17 protein-coding genes and 1 pseudogene are annotated in these 21,579 nt (G+C 66.3%); 7 read left to right on the top strand and 11 right to left on the bottom strand.

The window, feature by feature from the left end; genetic code table 11:
* Nucleotides 1-34 precede the first annotated feature (34 nt).
* On the top strand, nt 35-874 hold the full coding sequence (locus MPSD_RS07635) for a TOMM precursor leader peptide-binding protein (protein ID WP_015354904.1): 840 nt from the start codon (nt 35-37) through the stop codon (nt 872-874).
* A 19-nt stretch (nt 875-893) separates the two neighbouring features.
* On the opposite strand, the gene MPSD_RS07630 is transcribed toward MPSD_RS07635, so the two are convergent.
* A complete protein-coding gene (locus MPSD_RS07630; RefSeq protein ID WP_012393233.1) occupies nt 894-1,067 on the bottom strand; it encodes a hypothetical protein in 174 nt (57 codons plus the stop codon).
* Nucleotides 1,068-1,258: 191 nt separating this feature from the next.
* Here MPSD_RS07630 and MPSD_RS07625 point away from each other — a divergent pair, with 191 nt between their 5' ends.
* On the top strand, nt 1,259-2,602 hold the full coding sequence (locus tag MPSD_RS07625) for a macrolide-binding ATPase MABP-1 (RefSeq protein ID WP_012393232.1): 1,344 nt from the start codon (nt 1,259-1,261) through the stop codon (nt 2,600-2,602).
* A 102-nt stretch (nt 2,603-2,704) separates the two neighbouring features.
* On the opposite strand, the gene MPSD_RS07620 is transcribed toward MPSD_RS07625, so the two are convergent.
* Both MPSD_RS07620 and MPSD_RS07615 read right to left on the bottom strand, forming a co-directional pair.
* Nucleotides 2,705-2,968, bottom strand: coding sequence for a WhiB family transcriptional regulator (locus MPSD_RS07620; protein ID WP_036427475.1), 264 nt, complete (start codon nt 2,966-2,968; stop codon nt 2,705-2,707).
* A 431-nt stretch (nt 2,969-3,399) separates the two neighbouring features.
* Nucleotides 3,400-5,499 (bottom strand): ATP-dependent DNA helicase UvrD2, encoded by a 2,100-nt coding sequence (locus tag MPSD_RS07615; RefSeq protein WP_174524101.1) that lies wholly within the window; start codon nt 5,497-5,499, stop codon nt 3,400-3,402.
* A gap of 155 nt (nt 5,500-5,654) precedes the next feature.
* On the opposite strand from MPSD_RS07615, the pseudogene mrx1 reads away from it, so the two are divergent.
* Nucleotides 5,655-5,888: pseudogene (gene mrx1 / locus MPSD_RS07610) on the top strand (mycoredoxin Mrx1); the annotation flags it as partial.
* Between the two features lie 269 nt (nt 5,889-6,157).
* Nucleotides 6,158-6,829 carry a sensor domain-containing protein gene (locus MPSD_RS07605; RefSeq protein ID WP_232022783.1) on the top strand — a complete coding sequence of 224 codons (672 nt, stop codon included), beginning with the start codon at nt 6,158-6,160 and terminating at the stop codon, nt 6,827-6,829.
* On the opposite strand, the gene MPSD_RS07600 is transcribed toward MPSD_RS07605, so the two are convergent.
* The 6 genes from MPSD_RS07600 to MPSD_RS07565 form a co-directional block, all read right to left on the bottom strand.
* On the bottom strand, nt 6,830-8,032 hold the full coding sequence (locus MPSD_RS07600; protein ID WP_420811883.1) for an ISAs1-like element IS2404/ISMul1 family transposase: 1,203 nt from the start codon (nt 8,030-8,032) through the stop codon (nt 6,830-6,832). It lies immediately after the preceding gene.
* A gap of 167 nt (nt 8,033-8,199) precedes the next feature.
* On the bottom strand, nt 8,200-9,138 hold the full coding sequence (nudC, locus tag MPSD_RS07590) for an NAD(+) diphosphatase (RefSeq protein ID WP_174524105.1): 939 nt from the start codon (nt 9,136-9,138) through the stop codon (nt 8,200-8,202).
* Between the two features lie 153 nt (nt 9,139-9,291).
* Nucleotides 9,292-10,362, bottom strand: coding sequence for a potassium channel family protein (locus tag MPSD_RS07580; protein WP_012393226.1), 1,071 nt, complete (start codon nt 10,360-10,362; stop codon nt 9,292-9,294).
* 61 nt (nt 10,363-10,423) lie between these two features.
* Entirely contained in the window at nt 10,424-13,729 is a 3,306-nt protein-coding gene (locus MPSD_RS07575; protein ID WP_086085443.1) for an ATP-dependent helicase, read from the bottom strand.
* Nucleotides 13,726-16,899, bottom strand: a complete 3,174-nt coding sequence (locus MPSD_RS07570; protein WP_086085440.1) for a PD-(D/E)XK nuclease family protein — start codon at nt 16,897-16,899, stop codon at nt 13,726-13,728. Before MPSD_RS07570 ends, MPSD_RS07575 begins: the two co-directional genes overlap by 4 nt.
* 145 nt (nt 16,900-17,044) lie before the next feature.
* Entirely contained in the window at nt 17,045-17,887 is an 843-nt protein-coding gene (locus tag MPSD_RS07565; protein WP_086085439.1) for a DUF6159 family protein, read from the bottom strand.
* Nucleotides 17,888-18,056: 169 nt separating this feature from the next.
* On the opposite strand from MPSD_RS07565, the gene MPSD_RS07560 reads away from it, so the two are divergent.
* The 3 genes from MPSD_RS07560 (at nt 18,057) to MPSD_RS07550 (ending at nt 19,439) form a co-directional block, all read left to right on the top strand.
* Nucleotides 18,057-18,278 carry a hypothetical protein gene (locus tag MPSD_RS07560; RefSeq protein ID WP_012393222.1) on the top strand — a complete coding sequence of 74 codons (222 nt, stop codon included), beginning with the start codon at nt 18,057-18,059 and terminating at the stop codon, nt 18,276-18,278.
* A 64-nt stretch (nt 18,279-18,342) separates the two neighbouring features.
* On the top strand, nt 18,343-19,128 hold the full coding sequence (locus MPSD_RS07555; RefSeq protein ID WP_106407440.1) for an alpha/beta fold hydrolase: 786 nt from the start codon (nt 18,343-18,345) through the stop codon (nt 19,126-19,128).
* A gap of 2 nt (nt 19,129-19,130) precedes the next feature.
* Nucleotides 19,131-19,439 (top strand): MGMT family protein, encoded by a 309-nt coding sequence (locus tag MPSD_RS07550; protein ID WP_015354894.1) that lies wholly within the window; start codon nt 19,131-19,133, stop codon nt 19,437-19,439.
* Here the strand turns inward: MPSD_RS07550 and MPSD_RS07545 are convergent.
* Complete coding sequence (locus tag MPSD_RS07545; RefSeq protein WP_165601473.1) at nt 19,436-20,290, bottom strand: TIGR02569 family protein; 855 nt, start codon at nt 20,288-20,290, stop codon at nt 19,436-19,438. The two genes, MPSD_RS07550 and MPSD_RS07545, sit on opposite strands and share 4 nt — an antisense overlap.
* A gap of 65 nt (nt 20,291-20,355) precedes the next feature.
* Nucleotides 20,356-21,537 (bottom strand): adenylyltransferase/sulfurtransferase MoeZ, encoded by a 1,182-nt coding sequence (moeZ, locus tag MPSD_RS07540; protein WP_012393218.1) that lies wholly within the window; start codon nt 21,535-21,537, stop codon nt 20,356-20,358.
* Nucleotides 21,538-21,579 lie beyond the last annotated feature (42 nt).

Genomic DNA, 21,579 nt, shown 5'->3' with positions numbered 1-21,579 from the left:
GGTCTGCCCGGCCGGCCTGGCACAGTCTCGGGTCATGCCCGCCTTGTACTCGCTGGATCCGGCGATGCCGGTGCTGCTGCGTCCCGACGGTGCGGTGCAGGTGGGCTGGGATCCGCAACGGGCCGTGCTGATCCGCCCGCCAGAGGGGCTGACGACGACGGCGGTCGCCGAACTGCTGCGGTCCATGCGATCACCGATACCGATCACCGAACTGCAACGCCACGCCACCGGCCGCGGATGGGTGCCCGGTGACGTGGCCAACCTGGTCAGCCAACTGGTCGGTGCCGGCGTCGCGACCCGCCGGCACCGGGATCGGACCGGCCGAACGGCGTCAATCCGGATCCACGGCCGCGGGCCGTTGTCCGACCTGCTGGTGCAGGCGCTGCGTTGCTCGGGGGCACGAATCGGCCAAAGCAGTCAGCCACACGCGGCGGTCACCCGCAGCGCCGTGGATCTGGTGGTGTTGTCCGACAACCTGGTGGCCGAGCCGCGCCTGGTGCGCGACCTGCAAAGGGAGGGCATCGCGCACCTGCCGGTTCGGGTTCGCGACGGCACCGGGCTGGTCGGACCGTTGGTGATTCCCGGCGTGACCAGCTGCCTGCGGTGCGCCGACTTACACCGCAGCGACCGCGACCCGGCCTGGCCGGCCATCGCGGCGCAGCTTCGTGACACCGTGGGGGTGGCCGATCGGGCCACCGTGCTGGCGACGGCGGCGCTGGCGCTGCGCCAAATCAACGGTGTGATCGCCGCGGTCCGAGATCAGGAAAACCCGTCCGATCCGCCGTCGGCGCTGAATGCCACGTTGGAATTCGACCTCCAGGCGGGCTCCGTCGTGGCGCGGTATTGGGCCAGGCACCCGTTGTGCTCGTGCTGACGCCGGCCCCGCGGGCCCGCTAGCCCAGGCGACCCTGCTCGGGAACGTTGGTGGAGATCGCCGCGTACGCCCTGGCCAAGTCGTCCAGTACGCCCTCGGTCAAGGTGCAATCTTTGCGGTGCTTGTCCAACGTTTCGATGATCGCCCTGAACAGGGCATCTGCGGCCTCGTGCTGCGTCTGTTTTGCTGACATGGCTTCTCGGGGTCCACCCTCCGGACGTGGGTTTCGATGAGTCACACCATTGCGACCTGCAAGAGATTACATATGCGCTGCTGATCGCGCCGGTCTCGACGCAACGTCAGCGCTGGGACGGCCGCACCAATTGCGATTGAATCAATTGAAATCAGTTGTAGCCAGATCAATACCCTGCGCACAGGTCCGTAATGGATGATGGGGGTGTGTCGGACATCAAACGCGGCCGGGCCGCGCGCAACGCAAAGCTGGCCAGCATTCCGGTCGGCTTTGCTGGCAGGGCAGCGCTAGGGGTCGGCAAGCGACTGGCCGGCAAGTCAAAAGATGAGGTCAACGCCGAGCTGATGGAGAAGGCGGCCAACCAGCTCTTCACGGTCTTGGGTGAGCTCAAGGGCGGAGCGATGAAAGTCGGACAGGCGTTGTCCGTGATGGAAGCGGCCATTCCCGAGCAATTTGGCGAACCGTACCGCGAGGCACTGACCAAGCTACAAAAAGACGCACCACCGTTGCCGGCGGCCAAGGTGCATCGAGTGCTGGACGCGCAGCTAGGCACCAAATGGCGCGATCGATTCGGCTCGTTCGACGACACCCCGGTCGCTTCGGCGAGCATCGGCCAGGTGCACAAGGCGATCTGGTCGGATGGCCGGGAAGTGGCGGTCAAGATCCAATACCCCGGCGCCGATGAGGCGTTGAAGGCCGATCTGAAGACGATGCAGCGAATGGTCGGTGTCTTCAAGCAACTCTCGCCGGGTGCCGACGTGCAGGGCGTCGTCGACGAGCTGATCGAGCGGACCGAAATGGAGCTCGACTACCGGCTCGAAGCCGATAACCAGCGTGCCTTCGCCAAGGCCTACGCGGGTCACCCACGCTTCCTGGTACCGCACATCGTGGCCAGTGCGCCAAAGGTGGTGATCCAGGAGTGGATCGACGGCGTGCCGATGTCGCAGATCATCCGCAACGGGACCCAGCAGGAGCGCGACCTCATGGGCACGCTGCTGCTCGAGCTCACCTTCGACGCGCCGCGGCGGCTGGAGATGCTGCACGGCGATGCGCACCCGGGAAACTTCATGCTGCTGCCAGACGGGCGGATGGGCGTCATCGACTTCGGCGCGGTGGCGCCGATGCCCGGCGGCTACCCCATCGAGCTCGGGATGACCATTCGGTTGGCTCGTGACAAGAACTATGACCTGCTGTTGCCGACGATGGAGAAAGCCGGGCTCATCCAGCGGGGGCAACAGGTCTCGGTGCGAGAGATCGACGAGATGCTGCGCCAGTACGTCGAACCCATCCAAGTCGAGGTCTTCCACTACACGCGTAGGTGGCTACAGCGGATGACCGTGAGCCAGATTGACCGCTCGGTCGCGCAGATCAAAGCGGCTCGGCAAATGGATCTACCGCCCAAGCTGGCCATTCCGATGCGTGTGATCGCGTCGGTGGCCGCCATTTTGTGCCAGCTGGATGCGCATGTGCCGATCAAGGCGCTGTCCGAAGAGCTGATCCCCGGTTTTGCCGAGCCCGATACCGCCGCTGTCTGAGCGGGCGCCCGGGCCGCGGGATCCGGGTTCCGCGTAAGGATCGCCAGGGTGCGGCCATCGAGAATCGGTGCGATGGCCGCGCCCCGGCGATTCGGGCGGTTACTAGGCGGCAACCTTGGGCGGACGCCCGCGCGGGCGCTTGCGGTTCACTATCGAGCCACGCTCGAAGATCTCGCCACCCCATACTCCCCACGGCTCGGCGCGTTCAAGCGCAGCGGCCAAGCACTGGGGGCGAATCGGGCAGCTCGCGCAGAGTTCCTTGGCCTGCTCGAGATCGGCCGGGGTCTCGGCGAACCACAAGTCCGGATTACCGACATGACAGGGCAACACCGGCAGCGTCTGTCTAGGGACGGCCAGTGCCGACATGTCCATGCTCACCTGCTTCCTGGTCTAGGGGCTTTCGTTCGAAGTGATCCGGACCAGGCGGCGGGCGGTTGACCCAAAAAAAAATTGGCCACGGATCCTGGTGACTGAGGTCCGTGGCCACTTGGGCGGAAATCGGGCTTTACGTAGTGCCTACGTTGGGCTCCGATCCACGGACGAGTCAGTCGCGGCGGCGACGCGGTGCTTACCCGCTGCCGCCGGGATGGCGGTGCGGGCGGCATGACGGGCGGCCGGGTACCACACGGCGGCAGCCACGCCTACACCGAACGTATTCATGTTCATCATCGTGGCCGCCTCCTTTCGTGTTGCTCGCCGCCGTGCCAGCGTTCAGCGCCGGCACCTATAAGCCTGTTAGAGGTTAAACGGTCGCGACCGAACATCACAACCGATTTTTTGACCAGCGGTTTTGCCGCTTACCGTGCTTGGCGCACCAGCTCGAGCACATCGGCCCCGTACTGCTCCAGCTTTCGGGCGCCAATGCCTGGTATCGCGATCAGGGATGCATCATCGGCGGGAAGCAGCTCGGCGATCGCGATGAGCGTGTTGTCGGTGAAGACGACGTAGGCGGGCACGTTCTGTTCCTTGGCGGTGTTGAGCCGCCAGGACTTGAGCTGCAGCAGCAATTCCTCATTGACGTCGCCGGCACACGTTTCGCACCGGCGCAGCATCACGGCCGCCGGCGTGGTCAGCTCCTTGTTGCAGATCCGGCAGCGCACTGGGCCGCGGTTGCGCCGGTTCTTGGCCGGCCCCGGATCGGCACGTGTCTGCGGCGCAATGCCGTTGAGAAAGCGCGACGGCTTGCGGCCCTGACGCCCGCCCGGAGACCGGGTCAGCGCCCAGGTCAGCGCCAAATGCACTCGGGCCCTGGTGACTCCGACATAAAGCAGCCGGCGTTCCTCTTCGACCTGTTCACTCTCGGGGCCATGCGCCAACGCGTGCGAGATCGGCAGCGTGCCGTCGGCCAAGCCGACGAGGAACACCGCGTCCCACTCCAGACCCTTGGCCGCGTGCAGTGAGGCGAGGGTGACACCCTGCACCACCGGTGGATGGCGTGCGTCGGCGCGCGCTCGAAGCTCGGCGAGCAATCCGGCAAGCTGCAGGTGCGGTCGCTGCGCCACCTCGTCGTCGACTAGTTGCGCCAATGCGCTCAGCGCCTCCCAGCGCTCCCGGGCCCGGGTCCCGGCGGGTTCTTCGGCGGTCAGCCCGAGGGGTTCTAGGACCGTGCGGACCACATCGGGCAACGCTGCCTCGATATCGCGCTCCGCCGCACGCTGCAGGGCCACCATCGCCTGCTTGACCTCTTGGCGGTTGAAGAATCCCTCGCCGCCACGCACCTGGTAGGCGATACCGGCCTCGGTCAAGGCTTCTTCGTAGACCTCGGACTGCGCGTTGACGCGGTAGAGGATGGCGATCTCGGATGCGGGCGTTCCGGATTGGATCAGCCGGGCGATCGACGCCGCCACCGCGGTGGCTTCGGCGACCTCGTCGGGATATTCATCAAACGACGGAGCCGGGCCGGGCTCGCGCTGGCCGGTCAGCTGCAGCCGGCTACCGGCAACCCGGCCGCGGGCCGCCGCGATCACCCGGTTGGCCAACGAGACCACCTGCGGAGTGGACCGGTAGTCGCGCTCCAGACGCACCAGGGTGGCGTCGGGAAATCGGCGGGAAAAGTCGAGCAGGAATCGAGGCGATGCCCCGGTGAACGAATAGATGGTCTGGTTGGCGTCACCGACGACTGTCAGGTCGTCGCGATCTCCCAACCAGGCCAACAGGACTCGTTGCTGCAGCGGAGTGACATCCTGGTATTCGTCGACGACAAAGCAGCGGTACCGGTCCCGGAATTCCTGGGCCACCGCGGCGTCGTTTTCGATGGCGGCCGCGGTATGCAGCAGCAGATCGTCGAAATCGAGCAGGGTGAGGCTCTCATCGCGCACCTTGAGTGACTCGTATTCGGCGTAGACGGCCGCGATCTGCGCGGCGTCCAGCGGAGTATCTCGGGATGCGGCGGCCACCGCCGCCGGGTATTGCTCGGGGGTGATCAGCGATGCCTTGGCCCACTCGATCTCGCCGGCCAGGTCGCGCACGTTATCACTGCTGGCGTTGAGCCTGGCACGGCCGGCCGCGCGGGCAACGACGGCAAACTTGCTGTCCAATAGCTGCCAGCCGATATCGCCGACGACGCGCGGCCAGAAGTATCGCAGCTGGCGGTGGGCGGCCGCGTGAAACGTCAGCGCCTGGACGGCACCGACACCGGCGCTTGTCTGTGCCGCGGCATCCAGCCCTCGCAACCGGGCGCGCATCTCCCCCGCCGCCCGCTGAGTGAATGTCACCGCGAGTACCTGCCCGGCGGCGACGTGGCCGCTAGCGACCAACTGAGCGATCCGATGCGTGATGGTGCGCGTCTTGCCGGTTCCGGCCCCGGCGAGCACGCAGACGGGTCCGCGGGGCGCGAGCACGGCTTCGCGTTGCTCGTCGTCCAGCCCGGCGGTCAGTGGCTGAGCGAGCGTCGGCATGGTCTCCATCTTGACAGTGCGGGCTGACAATCCGGGGGCCCCGCCACGCCGCCAGACGCGGCCGGCACCCTGCCGGACGCCTCTACCCTAAGCCGTCCGCCGCTGATCAGCCCTGCCGCGCGCAGCCCCCGATCACCGGGCTACGTTTACGTCCCATGACCAATGCTGCGCTCACCATCTACACAACTTCATGGTGTGGTTATTGTCTTCGGCTCAAGACGGCCCTAAAAGCCGAAGGAATCGCCTACGATGAGATCGACATTGAACGCGAACCTGCCGCAGGGGATTTCGTAGGCTCGGTCAACGGGGGCAACCGGACCGTTCCGACAGTGAAGTTCGCAGACGGCTCGACGCGGACTAACCCCAGCGCCCGGGAGGTCAAGAAAAAAAATGGCCGACATTGGCGGCTAGCTAATTGGGGACCGCGCACTCACGGCGCGTTTCCGACACAGCTTGTCGCCCAATGCATGGGTGCCCGACAAAGAATGCAGCCGCCCGTACCATGGCCATTATGTCGTCGAGTACCGGTGACTCGCCGGTACAGCAACGCCAACTCCGACCGCGGACAGCAGTCCGCAGAAAACGGCTATCAACGATGAGGCCAGACGGCTCAACCCGAACGACAGCGATGCGTTTCGCAGGCTGGCGCAAGTGGCAGATGGTCTTTCGTGCCGCGTCTAGCCGTCGCAACAGGTCGGCTTTCATCGTCTGCATTGCGGTGTTGGCGATTTCAGCCTGCTCGCATCAGAGCACCACAGCCAAGCCCAGCACCACCACTTCTACACCTCCCAGCGGCGCCGACGCATTGATCATCAGCGTCGAAGAAGTGCGTCGCATTGCTAACTACGAAGAACTGACCGCACACGCGCACGCAGACTTGCGCCATCCACCGCCGGGTGACCTGAGCGCGCCGGGCCCCTGCCGGGCGGCCGGAACCAGTGACCTCACCTTTGCCAATGGATGGCTGGAATTTCGTAGCGCGGGCTACAGCGGGGTCACCGACGACATCCATCCCGGCGGAAAGGCCTTGATTGACTCGGTCAGTCAGGCGGTAGCCATCTACCCGGACAAGCACGCCGCTCGCAATGCACTCGATCAGCTCGAAACGTCCCTGACGACGTGTGTGGCAATGCACGACCCCAATTACGATTTCGATGTGGACAAGTCGGATCCCACCACGCTGAGGATCACCGACGCGGGATGGAGCCACCTGTATCGGGCCAAGAATTCGGTTCTAATATCCGTTGGCGTATTGGGCATCGAACCCGCCGAGCGGATCGCGAATGCGGTGCTCGAAGCCATTTGTGATCCAGGGCTCCGGCGTTGTTGATTAGCAGGCTTGTGAGCTGGGGAATTGTGGATTGAGGAGGTCTAGGCGGCGGTTGGCGGTCAAAGCGGTGATCCGGCAGGCTTCGGCGATGTTGTCGGCGCCGTTGAGGCGGTGCAGATTGATCGCGGTGTTGCGTAGCGTTGCTAGGACCTGTGCGCCGTTTCCGGTATGTGCCCTTTGACGGTCTTCGTCGAAGGTGACGTCGCGTATCCAGTGCAGGCTGTTCTCGATTCCCCAGTGTTGACGCATCCAGGTCATGATCGCGGTAGGGCGGGCGTGCTCGAACGGCAGGCTGCAGATGGCATAGACCACCTCCACGCTGCGCTGGTCGGTGGCGGTGATCAAGCGTTCACGAGTGATCCGGATGATTTGTTTTGCGTAGGGGAAGCCGATTCCTCGTGCAGCGGTGATGATTTGCAGGGTGCGGGTCTCGACACGGCCGTGGCCGCGGGAGTCGTCGGTAGCGGCTGTGGGCACCTCGGCCCAGGGCAGCGCGGTGATACGCGCAAGTATTTTGGCTTGGTTGGACTTGACGATCATCAGGTAGTGCGACTTCAAGGTGGCGCAGATCAACTTCGCGGTGACGACCTGGGTATGCATCGCATCCACGGTGACCAGCCACCGCAAGCTACCCGGCAGCAGCGTGAGCAGGGCACGTACGCAGGGAATTTCATTGCTTTTCTCGGCGACAGCGAGTTGACCGAGCACCAATCGGGCACGGTGGGCGAACACCGACACGAGATGCGTGGCTGTCGCTTTGGCGCGTAAAGCACCACGCAGCATCTTGCCGTCCAACGCGATCGGCACCAATCCACTGGGGTCGCTGCTGGCCACGTGTGCAGTGAAGTAACTGCCCATCCTGGCGTTGAGGTCGGCGGGGTCTAGCCGAGACAAAACAGCGCGGAAGGTCTTCTCACTGGGCCGCCGGAACCGGACCCCTAATTGGGCCAACACATCATCGGGAGCGGTGGCCGCCCATGTGGCAAAACCAGCATAGCCGCGCATCCCCGCGGCAGTGGCCAGAACCGCGATCGCCAACAAAGCCATCAGCGAATACCTCCGACCGCGTGGGCCCCTCGGGTCTGGCACCGAGGCCAACACATCGAGAAACTCCGATCCGATGAGCTCGCTGCGCTCACCAGGACTCCAGCGGTCGAACACCTCTGGAACCGGCGACACAGGCAATACTGAAACGGTAGGCACGGGCAACTCCAGACCAACGACGAACAGTAACCAACTCGATCGTTCTCCAGATAGCCCGTGCCTACACTCCGGCCCCAATAGCGCGGCACCAAAGATCATCAACCCAGCTCACAAGCCTGCTAATCAACAACGCCGGAGCCCTGATTTGTGATCGAGTCAAATAGCGCTTAGTCGCGCGCTGCCGCCCAAGATTCAATGATCACGCGGGCGATCGAAATCGATCCCGGCAGCAGCAATTTTGAGTCCGATGCACTCGTCCAATCACCAACCGCAAGGGCGGCTCGCACCTCATCGCGGGTAAACCAGGCCGCCTCGGCGATCTCGCCGTCATTAAAGGAAAAGTCTTCATCTGGGTCACCCACCGCATGGAAACCGACCATCAGCGAGCGCGGTAAGGGCCAGGGCTGGCTGCCCAGATAACGCACATCGCGCACCGTCAGACCGATTTCCTCACGAATCTCCCGGGCGACACAGACTTCGAACGATTCGCCGGCCTCCACAAACCCGGCCAGCAGCGAGAACATCCGGTGCGGCCAGATTGCCTGGCGGGCCAGCACCACCCGGTCGCCGCCATCGTGCACCAAGCAGATCACCGCGGGGTCGATGCGCGGGAACTCCTCGTGGCCGGTCAGGGAGTTCACTCGCGACCAGCCGGCCCTGGCCGGTTTGGTCGGACTGCCGTCGACTGGGCTGAACCGCGAACCGTCGTGCCAGTTCAATAAGGCCATGGCAGATGCCACCAGCTGGCTGCTGGTGTCATCGATGATGCTGCCGAGTTTGCGCAGGTCGGCCACCTCGGACTGAGCTCCAGGATCCTCGGGAGCTTCCAGCGCGGCTCGGACTGCCCAGACATGGCGACCGCCCTCGAGACAGCCCAAAAACACCGCCTCCGGCGGCGGCTTCTCGGCGAAATCGGCGGCCGGGCTGAGCACCACCCGGCCGTCGGCCATCAATACCCGATTACGAGAATCCACCCTCATCAGCGCCGCATCGGCCCACCCCGCGGCCGCCGCTTCGACGTCGGTTCGCAAGTGGTCGGCCCGGTCTGCGCCGATGCGGGACAACAACGGAACCTCGCGCAGCTGGAAGTCCACGCTAGCTCTCACCCCCCTGGCGACCCGGCTGCGCCGAGCTTACGATCGCCACGCCGCCACCTTGGTGGCGACCCGCTGCCCCCGGCTGCGCCGCGCTTGCGATCGCCACGCCGCCACCTTGGTGGCGACCCGCTGCCCCCGGCTGCGCCGCGCTTGCGATCGCCACTAGTGCCCCGTGTTGCGGATGTAGAGCAGGCGGTCGTTGGCCTCAATGGCGTCCACTTCGGGGGCGCCGATGCGCAGCAACTGGCCGCCACGAACGACACCGAGCACGATGTCGCGCAAATGACGCGGAGATCCACCGATCTCGCTTTGTTCCACCTCGCGTTCGGCGATGGCCAGCCCGGCATCCGGAGTGAGCAGATCTTCGATCATCTGGACGACACTGGGTGTGGTGGTGGCCAGCCCCAGCAGCCGGCCGGCGGTTTCGGAAGAAACCACCACCGAGTCGGCTCCCGACTGCTCGAGTAGGTGCTGGTTCTCAGCCTCTCGGATGGATGCCACGATCTGCGACTTGGGCGAAATCTCGCGAGCCGTCAACGTGACCAGCGCCGCGGTGTCATCGCGACTGGCGGCCACGATGATCGAGGCCGCGTGCTGTGCACCGGCCAACCGCAGCACATCGGATTTGGTGGCGTCACCGTGCACGGTGACCAACCCGGCCGCGGCGGCGCGGTCGAGGGCGCCCCGGTCGGTGTCGACAACAACGATCTCACCGGGAACGGCCTCGTCGCCGAGCATTGCGCTGATTGCCGTCTTGCCCTTGGTGCCATAGCCGATGACCACGGTGTGGTTACGCACTCTGCTCCTCCAACGCTGGATCTTCAGTGCCTGACGCGACGTTTCGGTGACAACCTCGAGCGTCGTCCCGACCAGCAAGATCAGAAACGCAATCCTCAGCGGTGTGATGATCAGGACGTTCGCCGCGCGCGCCAGTTCGGAAATCGGTGTGATGTCGCCATACCCGGTGGTCGACAGGGTCACCGCCGAGTAATACAGGCAGTCCAAGAAGGACAGTTCATCACCCTGCGAATCGTGATACCCATCGCGATCCAGATAGACCGTGATGGCACCCGCCAGCAGCGCCGCCAAGGCGATCGTCACCCTGCGCGTAATGATGCGAGCAGGACTGGCCTGCCCTTGAGGAATACGCAGCACGCCGACAAGCGCGTAACTGGGCTGAGCGGTCAGTCTCTCGTCGAGACGCCTCAGCCGCCGCCAACTACCTTTCGCCACGGAAATCCGTCATCGGCTAACCCCAATGCACGACACAGGCACGAGAAACATGTAACCACGATTAGCAACTGCAAGGCGGATCGGAGTCGGCGAGCAACTCGGCCAACGCCATCCCATCAGGCAGCTCATCGGGGATGACGGTGACTCCGGTGCGCACATAGTGAAAGGCGGTACGCACCGACGATTCGGGGCATCCGCGCAGGGCAGCCCACGCCATCCGGTACACAGCCAGCTGAACGGCGGCTTGCCGCATGGCTTCGGGCCCACGCGGCGGCTCACCGGTCTTCCAGTCGACGACGGTTGCGCCGCCATCGGGGTCTTCGAATACCGCGTCGATGCGGCCCCTCACCACGGTGTCGCCGACCGGCATTTCGAATGGCACCTCGACGGCGATCGGCGTGCGCGCCGCCCAAGGAGATCCGGCGAAGGCCTCCTGCAACGGCGCAAGATCCTCGACTTGGCCCACATCGGAGTCGGCAGCACCCGGGAGGTCCCCCAAGTCGAACAGCAGCTCCTCGCCGTAGAACTGCTGTACCCATGTGTGAAAGGCATTGCCCAGCTGGGCATGCGGATCCGGCCGAGTCGGTAAGCGATGCACCAACCGTTGCCTGGCCCCCACCGGGTCGCGGGCCAGCTCGACGAGCCCGCTCACCGACAACTGGTTCGGCAACGCTCGCGTCGGCGGCCCCACGGCACGCGCCCGCTCGGCCAACAGCGCATCGACGTCGGCTGTCCAGCCCTCGATATCGGCGACCGCGGCACCGCCAGCGGGGGCCTCGACACCGGCATCGGCAGAGATCGCCTCCGCGACCAACCTGGCCCCACGTTCGACATCGCCGCGCCGCGTGGCCAACGGATCAGTTGGCCAAACCGCTTCGACAACGTCGTCCAGCAGCGGGTTCCGTTCACCAGCGACCGGTGCCCGATCCCACTGATCCACCGTCCCGCAGGGATCGCCGGCCGCGGCCGACCGCTCGATGATGTCCTTGAGTTCACACAAGAAGTCCGATGGTCCGCGCGGCTTCAGCCCGGTGGCCCCCCAGTGGTGACCCGATACCAGCACGGTGTCCTCGGCCCGGGTAACGCCGACGTAGAGCAACCGGCGCTCCTCATCGACGCGCCGCTGATCTAGCTGCTCCCGATGCGCGGAAATGTTGTCCGACAACTGCTTTCGGTTTGTCACCGCCGAGGTATCTAGCACCGGGATGCCCAGCGCGCCCACCGACGCCCGGTCCCCCCGAAGCAGCGGCGGTAACTCGCCCGGATCGGTGAGCCAACTGCTTCGCGACGCGGTCGACGGGAAAACACCTGCCGATAGATGTGCCACCGCCGCCACCTGCCATTCCAGGCCCTTCGCGGCATGCACGGTGAGCACTTGAACTCGGTCCCGTGCCACCGTCAACTGGGCCGGCGGTAACCCGTTCTCTACCTCCGCCGCGACATCGAGATAGGCGAGCAGACCGTCCACCGATGCCTTGGTTGACAGGGCGCTACCAGCCGAGATGGCGGCCCGCTCGGCGTAGTCGGCGACCACGTCGGCAAACGCATCGAGGTGCTCGGCACCGACCCATGCCCCCGAAGCCGTCGCCGCGGCACGGACATCGCAATCCAGCCCAAGCACGCGTCGTACCTCGGCGACAAAATCCGGCAGCCAATGACCAAGATGCCCACGCAGGGCGTTCAATTCCGCTGCCAGCGCACCGATGCGCTCGTAGCCCGCCGACGAGTACCAGTCGGCGGGGCCCGGGTCGCAGATGGCATCGGCCAGACACGCCGTATCGGTGTCCGGACCCGCCGCCGCCGCGACGGCGCCGGGAGAGACCGATGCGCCCACCTGAGGACCGCCCACCAACGCGACCGCCCGTCGCCAAAGTGCGGCGACGTCGCTGCCGCCCAACCGCCAGCGCGGACCGGTCAACACTCGCATCGCCGCGACCCCGGCCGTCGGGTCACCCACCAGTCGCAGCATCGCTACCAGGTCGGCCACCTCCGGAATGGACAACAGGCCGGCCAGCCCGACAACCTCAACCGGGATTCCCCGCGCAACCAGTGCATCGGCGATGGGTGCGGCGTCGGCGTTGCGGCGCACCAGCACCGCTGCCGTCGGCGGGCTAACCCCGTCGGCCGCCGCGCGCTGATAGTGACCCTGCAATTGGTCTGCGATCCAGTCCCGTTCGGCCTGCACATCGGCGAGTAGCGCACAACGAACCGTCCCGGCCGGCGCATCCGGGCGCGAACGCAGTGCATGTACGGCCACCGACCGCCGGCGGGGCTCCGCCGAGATCGCGTTTGCCAGGTGCAGTGCGCGCGGCGGGTTGCGCCAGCTGGTCCGCAGCTCCAGAACCGGTGCCGGGGCACCGTCGGACAGCGCGAAATCCGTGCTGAACCGGGGCAAGTTCGTCGCCGAGGCACCACGCCAGCCGTAGATCGACTGAATCGGATCACCGACTGCCGTCAACGCCAACCCGTCATCGACGCCGCCACCAAACAGTGCCGACAGCGCGATGCGCTGGGAGTGTCCGGTGTCCTGGTACTCGTCGAGCAACACGACGCGGTACCGGCTGCGCAGCTCCCCGCCGACCTGCGGGCACGTCGCTGCCAGCCGTGCGGCGGCGGCCATCTGCATTCCGAAGTCCATCACCTTGGCGGCGCGCATCCGCTCATGCAACGCGTCGAGCAAGGGCACCAGCTCGGCCCGCTCGGTCTGGGTGGCCAGCATCCGCAACAGCCACTGATTCGGGCCGCTATCGCGCTGGTTTGGGCCCGCCGGCAGGGCGTGCACGAGTCGTTCCAGCTCGATGTGGGTATCGCGAAGCTGCCGGGTGTCAACCAGGTGCTCGGCGAGCTGGCCCCACAGCCGCAGCACCGTGGCGGTGACCGCCGCCGGGGTCTTCTGGGTGCACAGCTCACCGCGATATCCGTTGACGACCTCGAACGCCAGCTGCCACAGCTCTGTCTCGCTGAGCAACCGGGTGTCGGGCTCGATGGGCAGCAACAAGCCGTGGTCACGCAGCAGTGAGCCGGCAAATGCGTGATAAGTGCTGACCGTGGGCGCACCCGCTGCTTCGCCGACGGCGACACCCACGGTGGTACCTGCCAATCGGGCCAGCCGCGACCGGACACGGCGCAGCAATTGGCCGGCAGCCTTGCGGGTGAACGTCAAGCCCAACACCTGGCCTGGTTCGGCGTAGCCGTTGGCGACCAGCCAAACCACCCGGGCGGCCATCGTCTCGGTCTTGCCCGCTCCCGCGCCCGCGATGACAACCAACGGACCCGGAGGGGCGGCGATAACGGCGGCCTGCTCGTCGGTGGGCGGGAAAATTCCTAGCGCACTTGCTATCTCATCCGGGCTGTAGCGCGGGTTCATCGCGGCGACCGGTCGGTGTGGGCCGGACACGACGGCCGGATCGGGCAGTGCGAGCAGCCATCGTTGCGCCGAGCGATGAAGTGCGGCCCGGCCGCTGCCTCGGCAACCTGACGGACCAGATTGCGCCACTGGTCACGAGCGGCCGGCGTCAGTGGATCCTGATCCCGTTGGGCGGCACCGGCGGCCGCGCTCTTGCCCGGATAGACCAGTCGCGCACCACCGGGCTCGGCACCGGCCTCCACCATCCCCTCGGCCACCGCAAGCTGATACATGGCCAGCTGGGCATTTTGCTGTGCGTCGTCCTTGCTGACTGGTGTCTTTGCGGTCTTGATATCGACGATCACCAATCGCCCCGCACCGTCGCGCTCGAGCCGATCGACCCGTCCCCGCAGACGAATTGCGCCGCCGTCGTCGCGGGCCGCGTCCAGGACTCCATCGATGTCGATCTCGACTCCCACTTCGGTCAGTTCACTGCGCGTCTGGCCCCGCCACTCGACAAACGCCTGGATCATCGCTCGGTGCCGGGCAAGCTCGTTGCTCGAAAACCAATCCGCCTCGAACGGCAGGAGCTTCCACACCCGGGCCAGCTCGGCCAGCAGTTGCTCTTCACTTGCGCCCGGCTCGGCGATCAGCGCATGCAGCACCGAACCGATGGTGGCTCGCAGGTCACGCGGGTTGGTCCCACCATGACGTTCGGCCAGCCAACGCAGCGGACAGTCGTTGAGGGTCTGCAGGGTGGAGGGCGTCAGCGTGACAACATCGCCGGCGCCGTAGAGCGCAGCAGTCGTGCTCACCGGGATCAGCCCGTGCCATCCCGCGGGATCGGCCCCCGCCACGCCGGCCTTGGCCAACCGAGCCAATTGTGTTGCTGCACATTGCCGGGCAGCGTCGTCAACCGCGCCGTCCGGCGCGCACACCACGCCGCGCAATCTGCCCACCACCGCCGCGGCCGACAGCACGCGCGGCGCCGAAACCGGCGGCGCTGCGACGGCTTGGCTGTCCCCGTTGGCCCACTGCGCGATCTCGAAGAAGAATTCCGACGGAAGCGCGGCCTGCTGGCCACCCCCGCTCGTGTCGCCGTCGACGGCAGTCACCAGTAGTTGCCGCCGCGCCCGGCCCATTGCCGCCAGCAACAGCCGGCGTTCCTCGGCCAGTAGCGGTGCCCGCGCCGAGGCATTGCCGCTGACGCCGTCGAGTTCATCAAGCAGGCGCTGCGTGGCCAGCACTCCCCCGCGCGGAATCGTGTTGGGCCACAAGCCGTCCTGCAATCCGGCGATGACCACCAGGTCCCATTCATGACCGAGCGCCGCGTGCGCGCTGAGCACCCGGACCTGCTCGTTCTGTGCTACCGGCTCCTCGCTGACTCGAGGCAACTGCAGGGCCGCAACGTGCTCGAGGAGTCCGCTCAGTGATGCGCCCGACGTGCGCGAGACGTACTGGTCGGTGATGTCGAACAAGGCCGTTACCGCTTCAAGGTTGCGGGTCGCCTGGACACCGGCCGGGCCGCCGCGATCGATGGCTGCGAGCCAGCGATTCTGCAGACCCGACCGATGCCATGCGGCCCACAGGATGTAGCGCGGGTCTTGGCCCGCACGGTGGCATCGCGTTGCCGCGGCCAGCACGGCACGCACCCGCCGTAGCGGCCCAAACTGTGGCCCTGGCGGCTGGTTTGACCCCGCTGACCCGACTGCAGGGCGCCCATCCTCGGACAACGTCGCAACCAGCAAGTCCCCGAAATCCTCTGGCGAACGACCGGCGACGGCGCGCCGCAGGGTGCGGCGCAGCTGCCGCAGCGTGACGGGGTCCACGCGGCCGATGGGTCCGGTGATCAGTGCCAGCGCCTGATCGGCGTTGAGCCCTTCGGCGGTCGCAGCCAGAACCGTAAGCAGCGCGCCTACCGCGGGTTCCTCGGCCAGTGACCCCCCGATCGGGGGTATCGACACCGGAACACCCGCGGCCGCCAGTGCCCGCGGCAGCCGCGCGGCGACCCGGGGTACCGACCTGACGATCACCGCCATCTGCGACCACGGAACTCCGTCGACCAGATGTGCCCGTCGCAGCGCGGCGGCGATCGCCGCCGCCTCCGCATGCGCCGTGGCGGCCAGGCGCACGGTGACCGACCCGTCCTCGGTTCCGGTGCCATCGATGTGGCGACCGGCACTGCCGCCCGGCAGCCGGCGGGCGATGCCGCTGACGGCGCGCGCCACGGCGGGGGCACAGCGATGCGACATCGTCAAGGTCACCGCCGGACCGCCGTCCAGCGGGCCGCCCAGCAATCCGGCGGGCTCACCGCCGCGAAAACCGAACACCGCCTGGTTGGGGTCGCCAGCGATCAAGGCGAACTCGGCACCGGCCGCCAGCACCTCAACCAGCCTTGCCGCCTGCGGATCGAGTTGCTGAGCGTCGTCAACCAGCAAGAACCGCAGCCGCGCACGTTCGGCGGCCAGCAATTCGGGATCGCTGGCGAAGGCCTCCAGTGCGCTCCCGACCAGTTCGGCGGCACCCAATGCCGGTGCGGTGGCTTGTAGCGTCGCCGTCCCGACCGCCGCGCGCAACAACATCACCTGCTCGTACTGTCGGGCGAATCGGCCGGCAGCGGCCCATTCGGGGCGTCCGCTGCGACGGCCCAGCCGCTCCAACTCCATTGGGTCTACCCCGCGTTCGGCGCAGCGTGCCAGGAGGTTTCGGAGCTCGGTCGCGAATCCCGCGGTCGTCAGGGCGGGCAGCAGGTGTCGCGGCCAGGCCGACCTGGCGCTCGGTCCGTCTTCGAGGTCCCCGGCAAGCAGTTCCCGAATGATGGCGTCCTGTTCGGCGCTGGTCAGCAGCCGCGGCGGCGCATCGCCGGTGCGTTCGGCCGCCCGCCGCAGCACTGCGTAGGCGTAACTGTGCACGCTACGCACCAACGGCTCACGGACCGCGGCGCGGCCGCTCCCGGTGGTGTGTGAGCGCAGTAGCGCCGTGGTCAACGAGCTGCGCGCCCGCATCCCCATCCGGCCGGAACCGGTAAGCAGCAGAACCGATTCCGGATCGGCACCCGCGGCGATATGAGCGATTGCCGCCTGTACCAGCAAGGCGCTCTTCCCGGTGCCGGGACCACCCAGGACCCGCACCAGTCCCCGTGACCCCGGCGTCAGCAGCTCCCGCGCCTCGGCACCCCAGCTCAGTGACATGACGGCATGCAATCACAGGGGTCTGACAAGGTTGGCCCGGCTGATGGCGGCCAAGGCGCCAGATCGGACCAAATTCGCTAGTGCATAGGTGGTTTCAGGTACAAAGCTGACCGCGGTGCGGCCAAGCCGACTCGGCAGGGCTCGGCTAGCGCCGCTCGAACGCCGCCTGCAGCAGCCCCGCGTCGAACCCGCTCGGCGCCTGGCCGGAAACGGCGTACTGGTAAACCGCAACGCGGAAGATCTGGCCCAGCGCACTCGAGATCAACGAGACGACAATGATGCAGGCGACCGCGATCGCCACCACGGCGGCAGCCAGCACCGGCTGATTGACCGCAAGTAGCGCGACGGCACCCCCCACGCCGGTGAGCACGATCATGATGCTGACCAGCCAGATGATCACCGTGATGGCGGCGGCCCCGGTTGCGCTTTCACCCCACCGCGCCTTGACGACGGTCGCCGAACGTTTCAGGGATTCGATCGGCCCGCTGCCCTCGAGCGCCACGACTGGGATCACGAAAAACGTTGCGATGGCCCAAGCGGCTCCGGTCAGCCAGACCGCGATCTTGCCCAACAACGGCATCCGTTCTTCAAGGGCCCGCAGGATCAGCCCAACCGTGGTGGCCACCAGAGTCCAACCCAGGATCGGGCCGATGCGGTGCATGGCGGCCCTGACCCCATCGCTGACCTTGGTGTCCTCACCGCGCATGGAACGCGCCGCGCAAGCGGCCAGTGCCACGTTGAAGAAGATAGCGATGAAAGTGGACACGTACGCCGTTGCCAAGCCGGCAATGTAGAAGACCGGGTCATGCTCGTCGATGTATTGGCCGTCAAACACTCCCCGCAGGATCAGCGTGGGCGCCCAGATGGCGACCACGGCCAGGAACGCGAAAAGCGTGGAAAGAAGTGGGAACAGCATCAGCGACAGGTCGCCTTTGAGGATCCGCCAGCTCTGCCCGGTCAGCGCCCAACCGCGCTTGATGCAGTCCATTGCTGCTCCCGGTGGATTTCGGCCCGCTCCACGCCGTCAGACGCGAAAAGTTCGCTGGCGCGCACTGTGAACGGCTATCGTAGCCCGCGGCAACAGCAACGGCGACGGGCATCAGGTCAGGCCGATTAAGCTGGCTTGATGCCGGATGTCTACGGCAGGAGTATCGATCATGAACAATGCCGACAACAATGCCGAAGTAGTAGGTACACCCGATCCCGTGCCTGAAGGTGATGCCGCCGAACAGAGCATTCCGGCCGGTTACGACGAAGAGCCGGGGTTGGACACCGAGTACCTGAGCGACGCCGGGGACCGCGATGCCAACGAAGCCGATGTGATCGATCAGGCCTACATCGTCGCGACCTCCGACGACGACTTGGGCGCTGACCGCTGATCGGTGTTTTTGCCGCGCACCTCCCTCGAGGGGCGACTCGTGCTCGACCTGGCACCATCGACACGTGAGCACCGACCTGCACGTGCACCGCTATGGCCCCGAGGAACCCGTGCGGGTGCTGACCATCCATGGCGTCACCGAGCATGGGCAATCCTGGGAATACCTGGCCGGCTACTTGCCCGAAGTCAGCATCGCCGCACCGGATTTGCTGGGCCACGGCAGATCGTCGTGGGCCGCGCCCTGGAGCATCGATGCCAACGTTTCGGCATTGGCCGCATTGCTCAAGGACCAAGCCGACGGGCCGGTAGTGGTGGTGGGGCACTCCTTTGGCGGGGCGGTGGCGCTGCAACTGGCCGCGGCGCATCCGGACCTGGTCGCAGCGCTGATACTGCTGGATCCCGCGATCGGTTTGGATGGTTCACGGGTGCGCGAGGTGGTCGACGCCATGGTGGCCTTCCCCGACTACACCGACCCGGCCGAGGCGCGAATGGAGCGGGCATACGGCGCGTGGGCGGACGTGGATCCCGCGGTGCTCGACGCCGAACTCGACGAGCACCTCATCACCCTGCCGAACGGGCGGTACAGCTGGCGAATCAGCCTGCCCGCCATGGTGTGCTACTGGAGTGAGCTCGCCCGCGACGCCCCGCTGCCTCCCCCGGGAATCGCGACCACGCTGGTGCGGGCGGTGCGTGCCGATCCGCAGTACGTCAGCGACGAACTCATCGCGGCCCTGCGGGGACGGCTGGGAGCCGACTTCGCCCTGCGGGAATTCGAGTGCGGACACATGGTTCCCCAGGCCAAACCCACTGAAGTCGCCACACTGATCCGCGAACAGCTGAAAACACCCTGACCATGGCCCCCGTCACCGACGAGCAGGTCGAGCGGGTCCGCCGGCTGGTCGCAGCGATTCCGTCGGGCAGGGTAGCCACCTATGGTGATATCGCCTCTGCCGCCGGGCTTTCCAGCCCCCGCATCGCCGGCTGGATCATGCGTACCGACTCGGTCGATCTGCCGTGGCACCGGGTGATCACTGCCTCCGGGCGTCCGGCCCGGCACCTGACCAGCCGCCAACTCGAGCTGCTGCGCGCCGAAGGGGTGCTCAGCGTGGACGGCAAGATCGCGCTGGATCAGGTGCGTTACGAATTCCCGCCCAGTTGCTAGAGCAACATCCGGATCAGCCCAGCGGTGCGGGCCAGACCCGGAAATGCCTCACTGGTAGAGCGGGGATGCAGCGCATGCACAGCCAGACGGAACATCAAGGCACGCAATAGCATTTGCGGCCATTCCGGCAGAGCACCCCACCGTTCGATGAGTCCGTCGTCGGCATCGCCCCAGGCCAGCGCGTCGATGACAACCACTCCGGCGGCCCAGGACGCGGGCCGCCAATACGGTGTGATGTCGGTGATCCCCGGCGGAGCCGTTCCGGCGAACAGCACGGTGCCGTAGAGGTCCCCATGCACCACCTGATTGGGGCTGCGCGTCGGTTTGCGAAGCGTCGCGAGGTGATTGACGAGTTCGATCGACTGCTCTGCGTCCTCGGTCATCTGGGTCGGGCGGGCCCCCGGCGGGATCGATTGCAGGGGTCGCTCCTGCCACGCGGCGCGGTCGGCGACGATGAAAACGTCGACCGCCGCCCACGGCGTGGCGGGCCCCTGGGTCAAAAACCGCGGCCGTTCCAGCTTGCTGGTGGCCTCGTGCAGTCGCACCGCCGCCGAAACGACCTCATCGTGGCGCGGCTCCGGTGTTCCGGCCACGAATGTATCTGCCCGCCAGCCGGAAACCACGTACCGCCCGTCGGTGGAACGGACCGGTCGGGCCAGGCGCACGCCGTCGACGAAGAGGGTCTCGCGTACCCGGGCCGACCAGGCCGCCCGGGCATTCTCTGCCACCATCGACAACACGACTTCACCGCACCGCCAGCCGCCTTCCCAGCTGGCGCCCAAAGAGGCGGGCTCCACACCGGTCAAACCAACTGCCGCCAACACGTGCTCGGGCGGTGGCTCGACACTCACGGCAGTCAGCCTAGTGGAGGCCCCGCGGGGCGCTGGGCCTGTATCCGGCTTAGAAGACATCCGGCTTAGTACATCACCATGTCGGGCTGCATCTGATTGGCCCAGGCCACGATCCCGCCCTGCAGGTGGACCGCATCGGCGAAACCGGCCTTCTTCAACGCGGCCAACGCCTCGGCCGACCGCACGCCGGTTTTGCAGTACAGCACCGTGGTGCGGTCTTGGGGCAGCTTCGCCAGGCCCTCACCGGTGCTGATCAACGACTTGGGGATCAGTTGAGCTCCGTCGATGTGCACGATGTCCCACTCCACTTGCTCGCGCACGTCGATCAGGGCCAGCTTCTTGCCGGAGTCGATCATCGCGCGCAGTTCTTGCGGGGTGATGGTGGAGTCGCTGGCGGCCCTGGCGACGTCGTCGGAGACCACGCCACAGAACTGCTCGTAGTCGATCAGCGCGGTGATCTTCGGCGTCGCCGGATCCTTGCGAATCCTGATCGTGCGGTAGGTCATCTCCAACGCGTCATAGATCATCAGCCGGCCCAGCAGTGTCTCTCCGATCCCGGTGATCAGCTTCACCGCCTCAGTGCCCATCACCGACGCGATGGAGGCGCAGATGATGCCCAGCACCCCGCCTTCGGCACATGAAGGCACCATTCCCGGCGGCGGCGGTTCGGGGTAGAGGTCTCGGTAATTGAGCCCCAGCCCGCCCGGGGCGTCCTCCCAGAACACCGATACCTGGCCCTCAAACCGGTAGATGGAACCCCACACATAGGGTTTTCCGGCCAGTACCGCGGCATCGTTGACCAGATAGCGGGTGGCGAAGTTGTCGGTGCCATCGATGATCAGGTCGTAGTGGCCAAACAGGTCGACCGCATTGTCGGATTCCAGCCGGAACTCGTGCAACCGGACCTCGATCAGGGGGTTGATCGCGACGATCGAGTCACGCGCCGACTGGGCTTTGGAGCGCCCGACGTCGGCGACGCCGTGAATGATCTGGCGCTGCAGGTTCGACTCGTCGACGACGTCGAAGTCGACGATGCCGATGGTGCCCACACCCGCGGCAGCCAGGTACAACAACGTGGGCGAACCCAGCCCTCCGGCACCGATCACCAGGACCCGCGCGTTCTTGAGTCGCTTCTGCCCGTCAACGCCCAGATCGGGGATGATCAGGTGGCGACTGTAGCGGGCCACCTCTTCGCGGCTCAGCGTTGCGGCGGGCGCAACCAGGGGCGGCAATGCTGTCGTGGACACCGAACATCTCCTCGGCAATCATGGCGGTTCAACGCCGATACA

Source organism: Mycobacterium pseudoshottsii JCM 15466, from assembly GCF_003584745.1.
GTDB lineage: Bacteria > Actinomycetota > Actinomycetes > Mycobacteriales > Mycobacteriaceae > Mycobacterium > Mycobacterium marinum.
Note: the sequence above shows the minus strand (reverse complement) of the source record. Positions and strands in the feature narration are given on the sequence as shown.

Excerpts from the sequence above, each read along its gene's own strand:
- MPSD_RS07635 (WP_015354904.1), top strand. The coding sequence starts at position 35 with ATGCCCGCCTTGTACTCGCTGGATCCGGCGATGCCGGTGCTGCTGCGT.
- MPSD_RS07630 (WP_012393233.1), bottom strand. The coding sequence starts at position 1,067 with ATGTCAGCAAAACAGACGCAGCACGAGGCCGCAGATGCCCTGTTCAGG.
- MPSD_RS07625 (WP_012393232.1), top strand. The coding sequence starts at position 1,259 with ATGGATGATGGGGGTGTGTCGGACATCAAACGCGGCCGGGCCGCGCGC.
- MPSD_RS07620 (WP_036427475.1), bottom strand. The coding sequence starts at position 2,968 with ATGTCGGCACTGGCCGTCCCTAGACAGACGCTGCCGGTGTTGCCCTGT.
- MPSD_RS07615 (WP_174524101.1), bottom strand. The coding sequence starts at position 5,499 with ATGCCGACGCTCGCTCAGCCACTGACCGCCGGGCTGGACGACGAGCAA.
- MPSD_RS07605 (WP_232022783.1), top strand. The coding sequence starts at position 6,158 with ATGGTCTTTCGTGCCGCGTCTAGCCGTCGCAACAGGTCGGCTTTCATC.
- MPSD_RS07575 (WP_086085443.1), bottom strand. The coding sequence starts at position 13,729 with ATGAACCCGCGCTACAGCCCGGATGAGATAGCAAGTGCGCTAGGAATT.
- MPSD_RS07570 (WP_086085440.1), bottom strand. The coding sequence starts at position 16,899 with ATGTCACTGAGCTGGGGTGCCGAGGCGCGGGAGCTGCTGACGCCGGGG.
- MPSD_RS07565 (WP_086085439.1), bottom strand. The coding sequence starts at position 17,887 with ATGGACTGCATCAAGCGCGGTTGGGCGCTGACCGGGCAGAGCTGGCGG.
- MPSD_RS07560 (WP_012393222.1), top strand. The coding sequence starts at position 18,057 with ATGAACAATGCCGACAACAATGCCGAAGTAGTAGGTACACCCGATCCC.
- MPSD_RS07550 (WP_015354894.1), top strand. The coding sequence starts at position 19,131 with ATGGCCCCCGTCACCGACGAGCAGGTCGAGCGGGTCCGCCGGCTGGTC.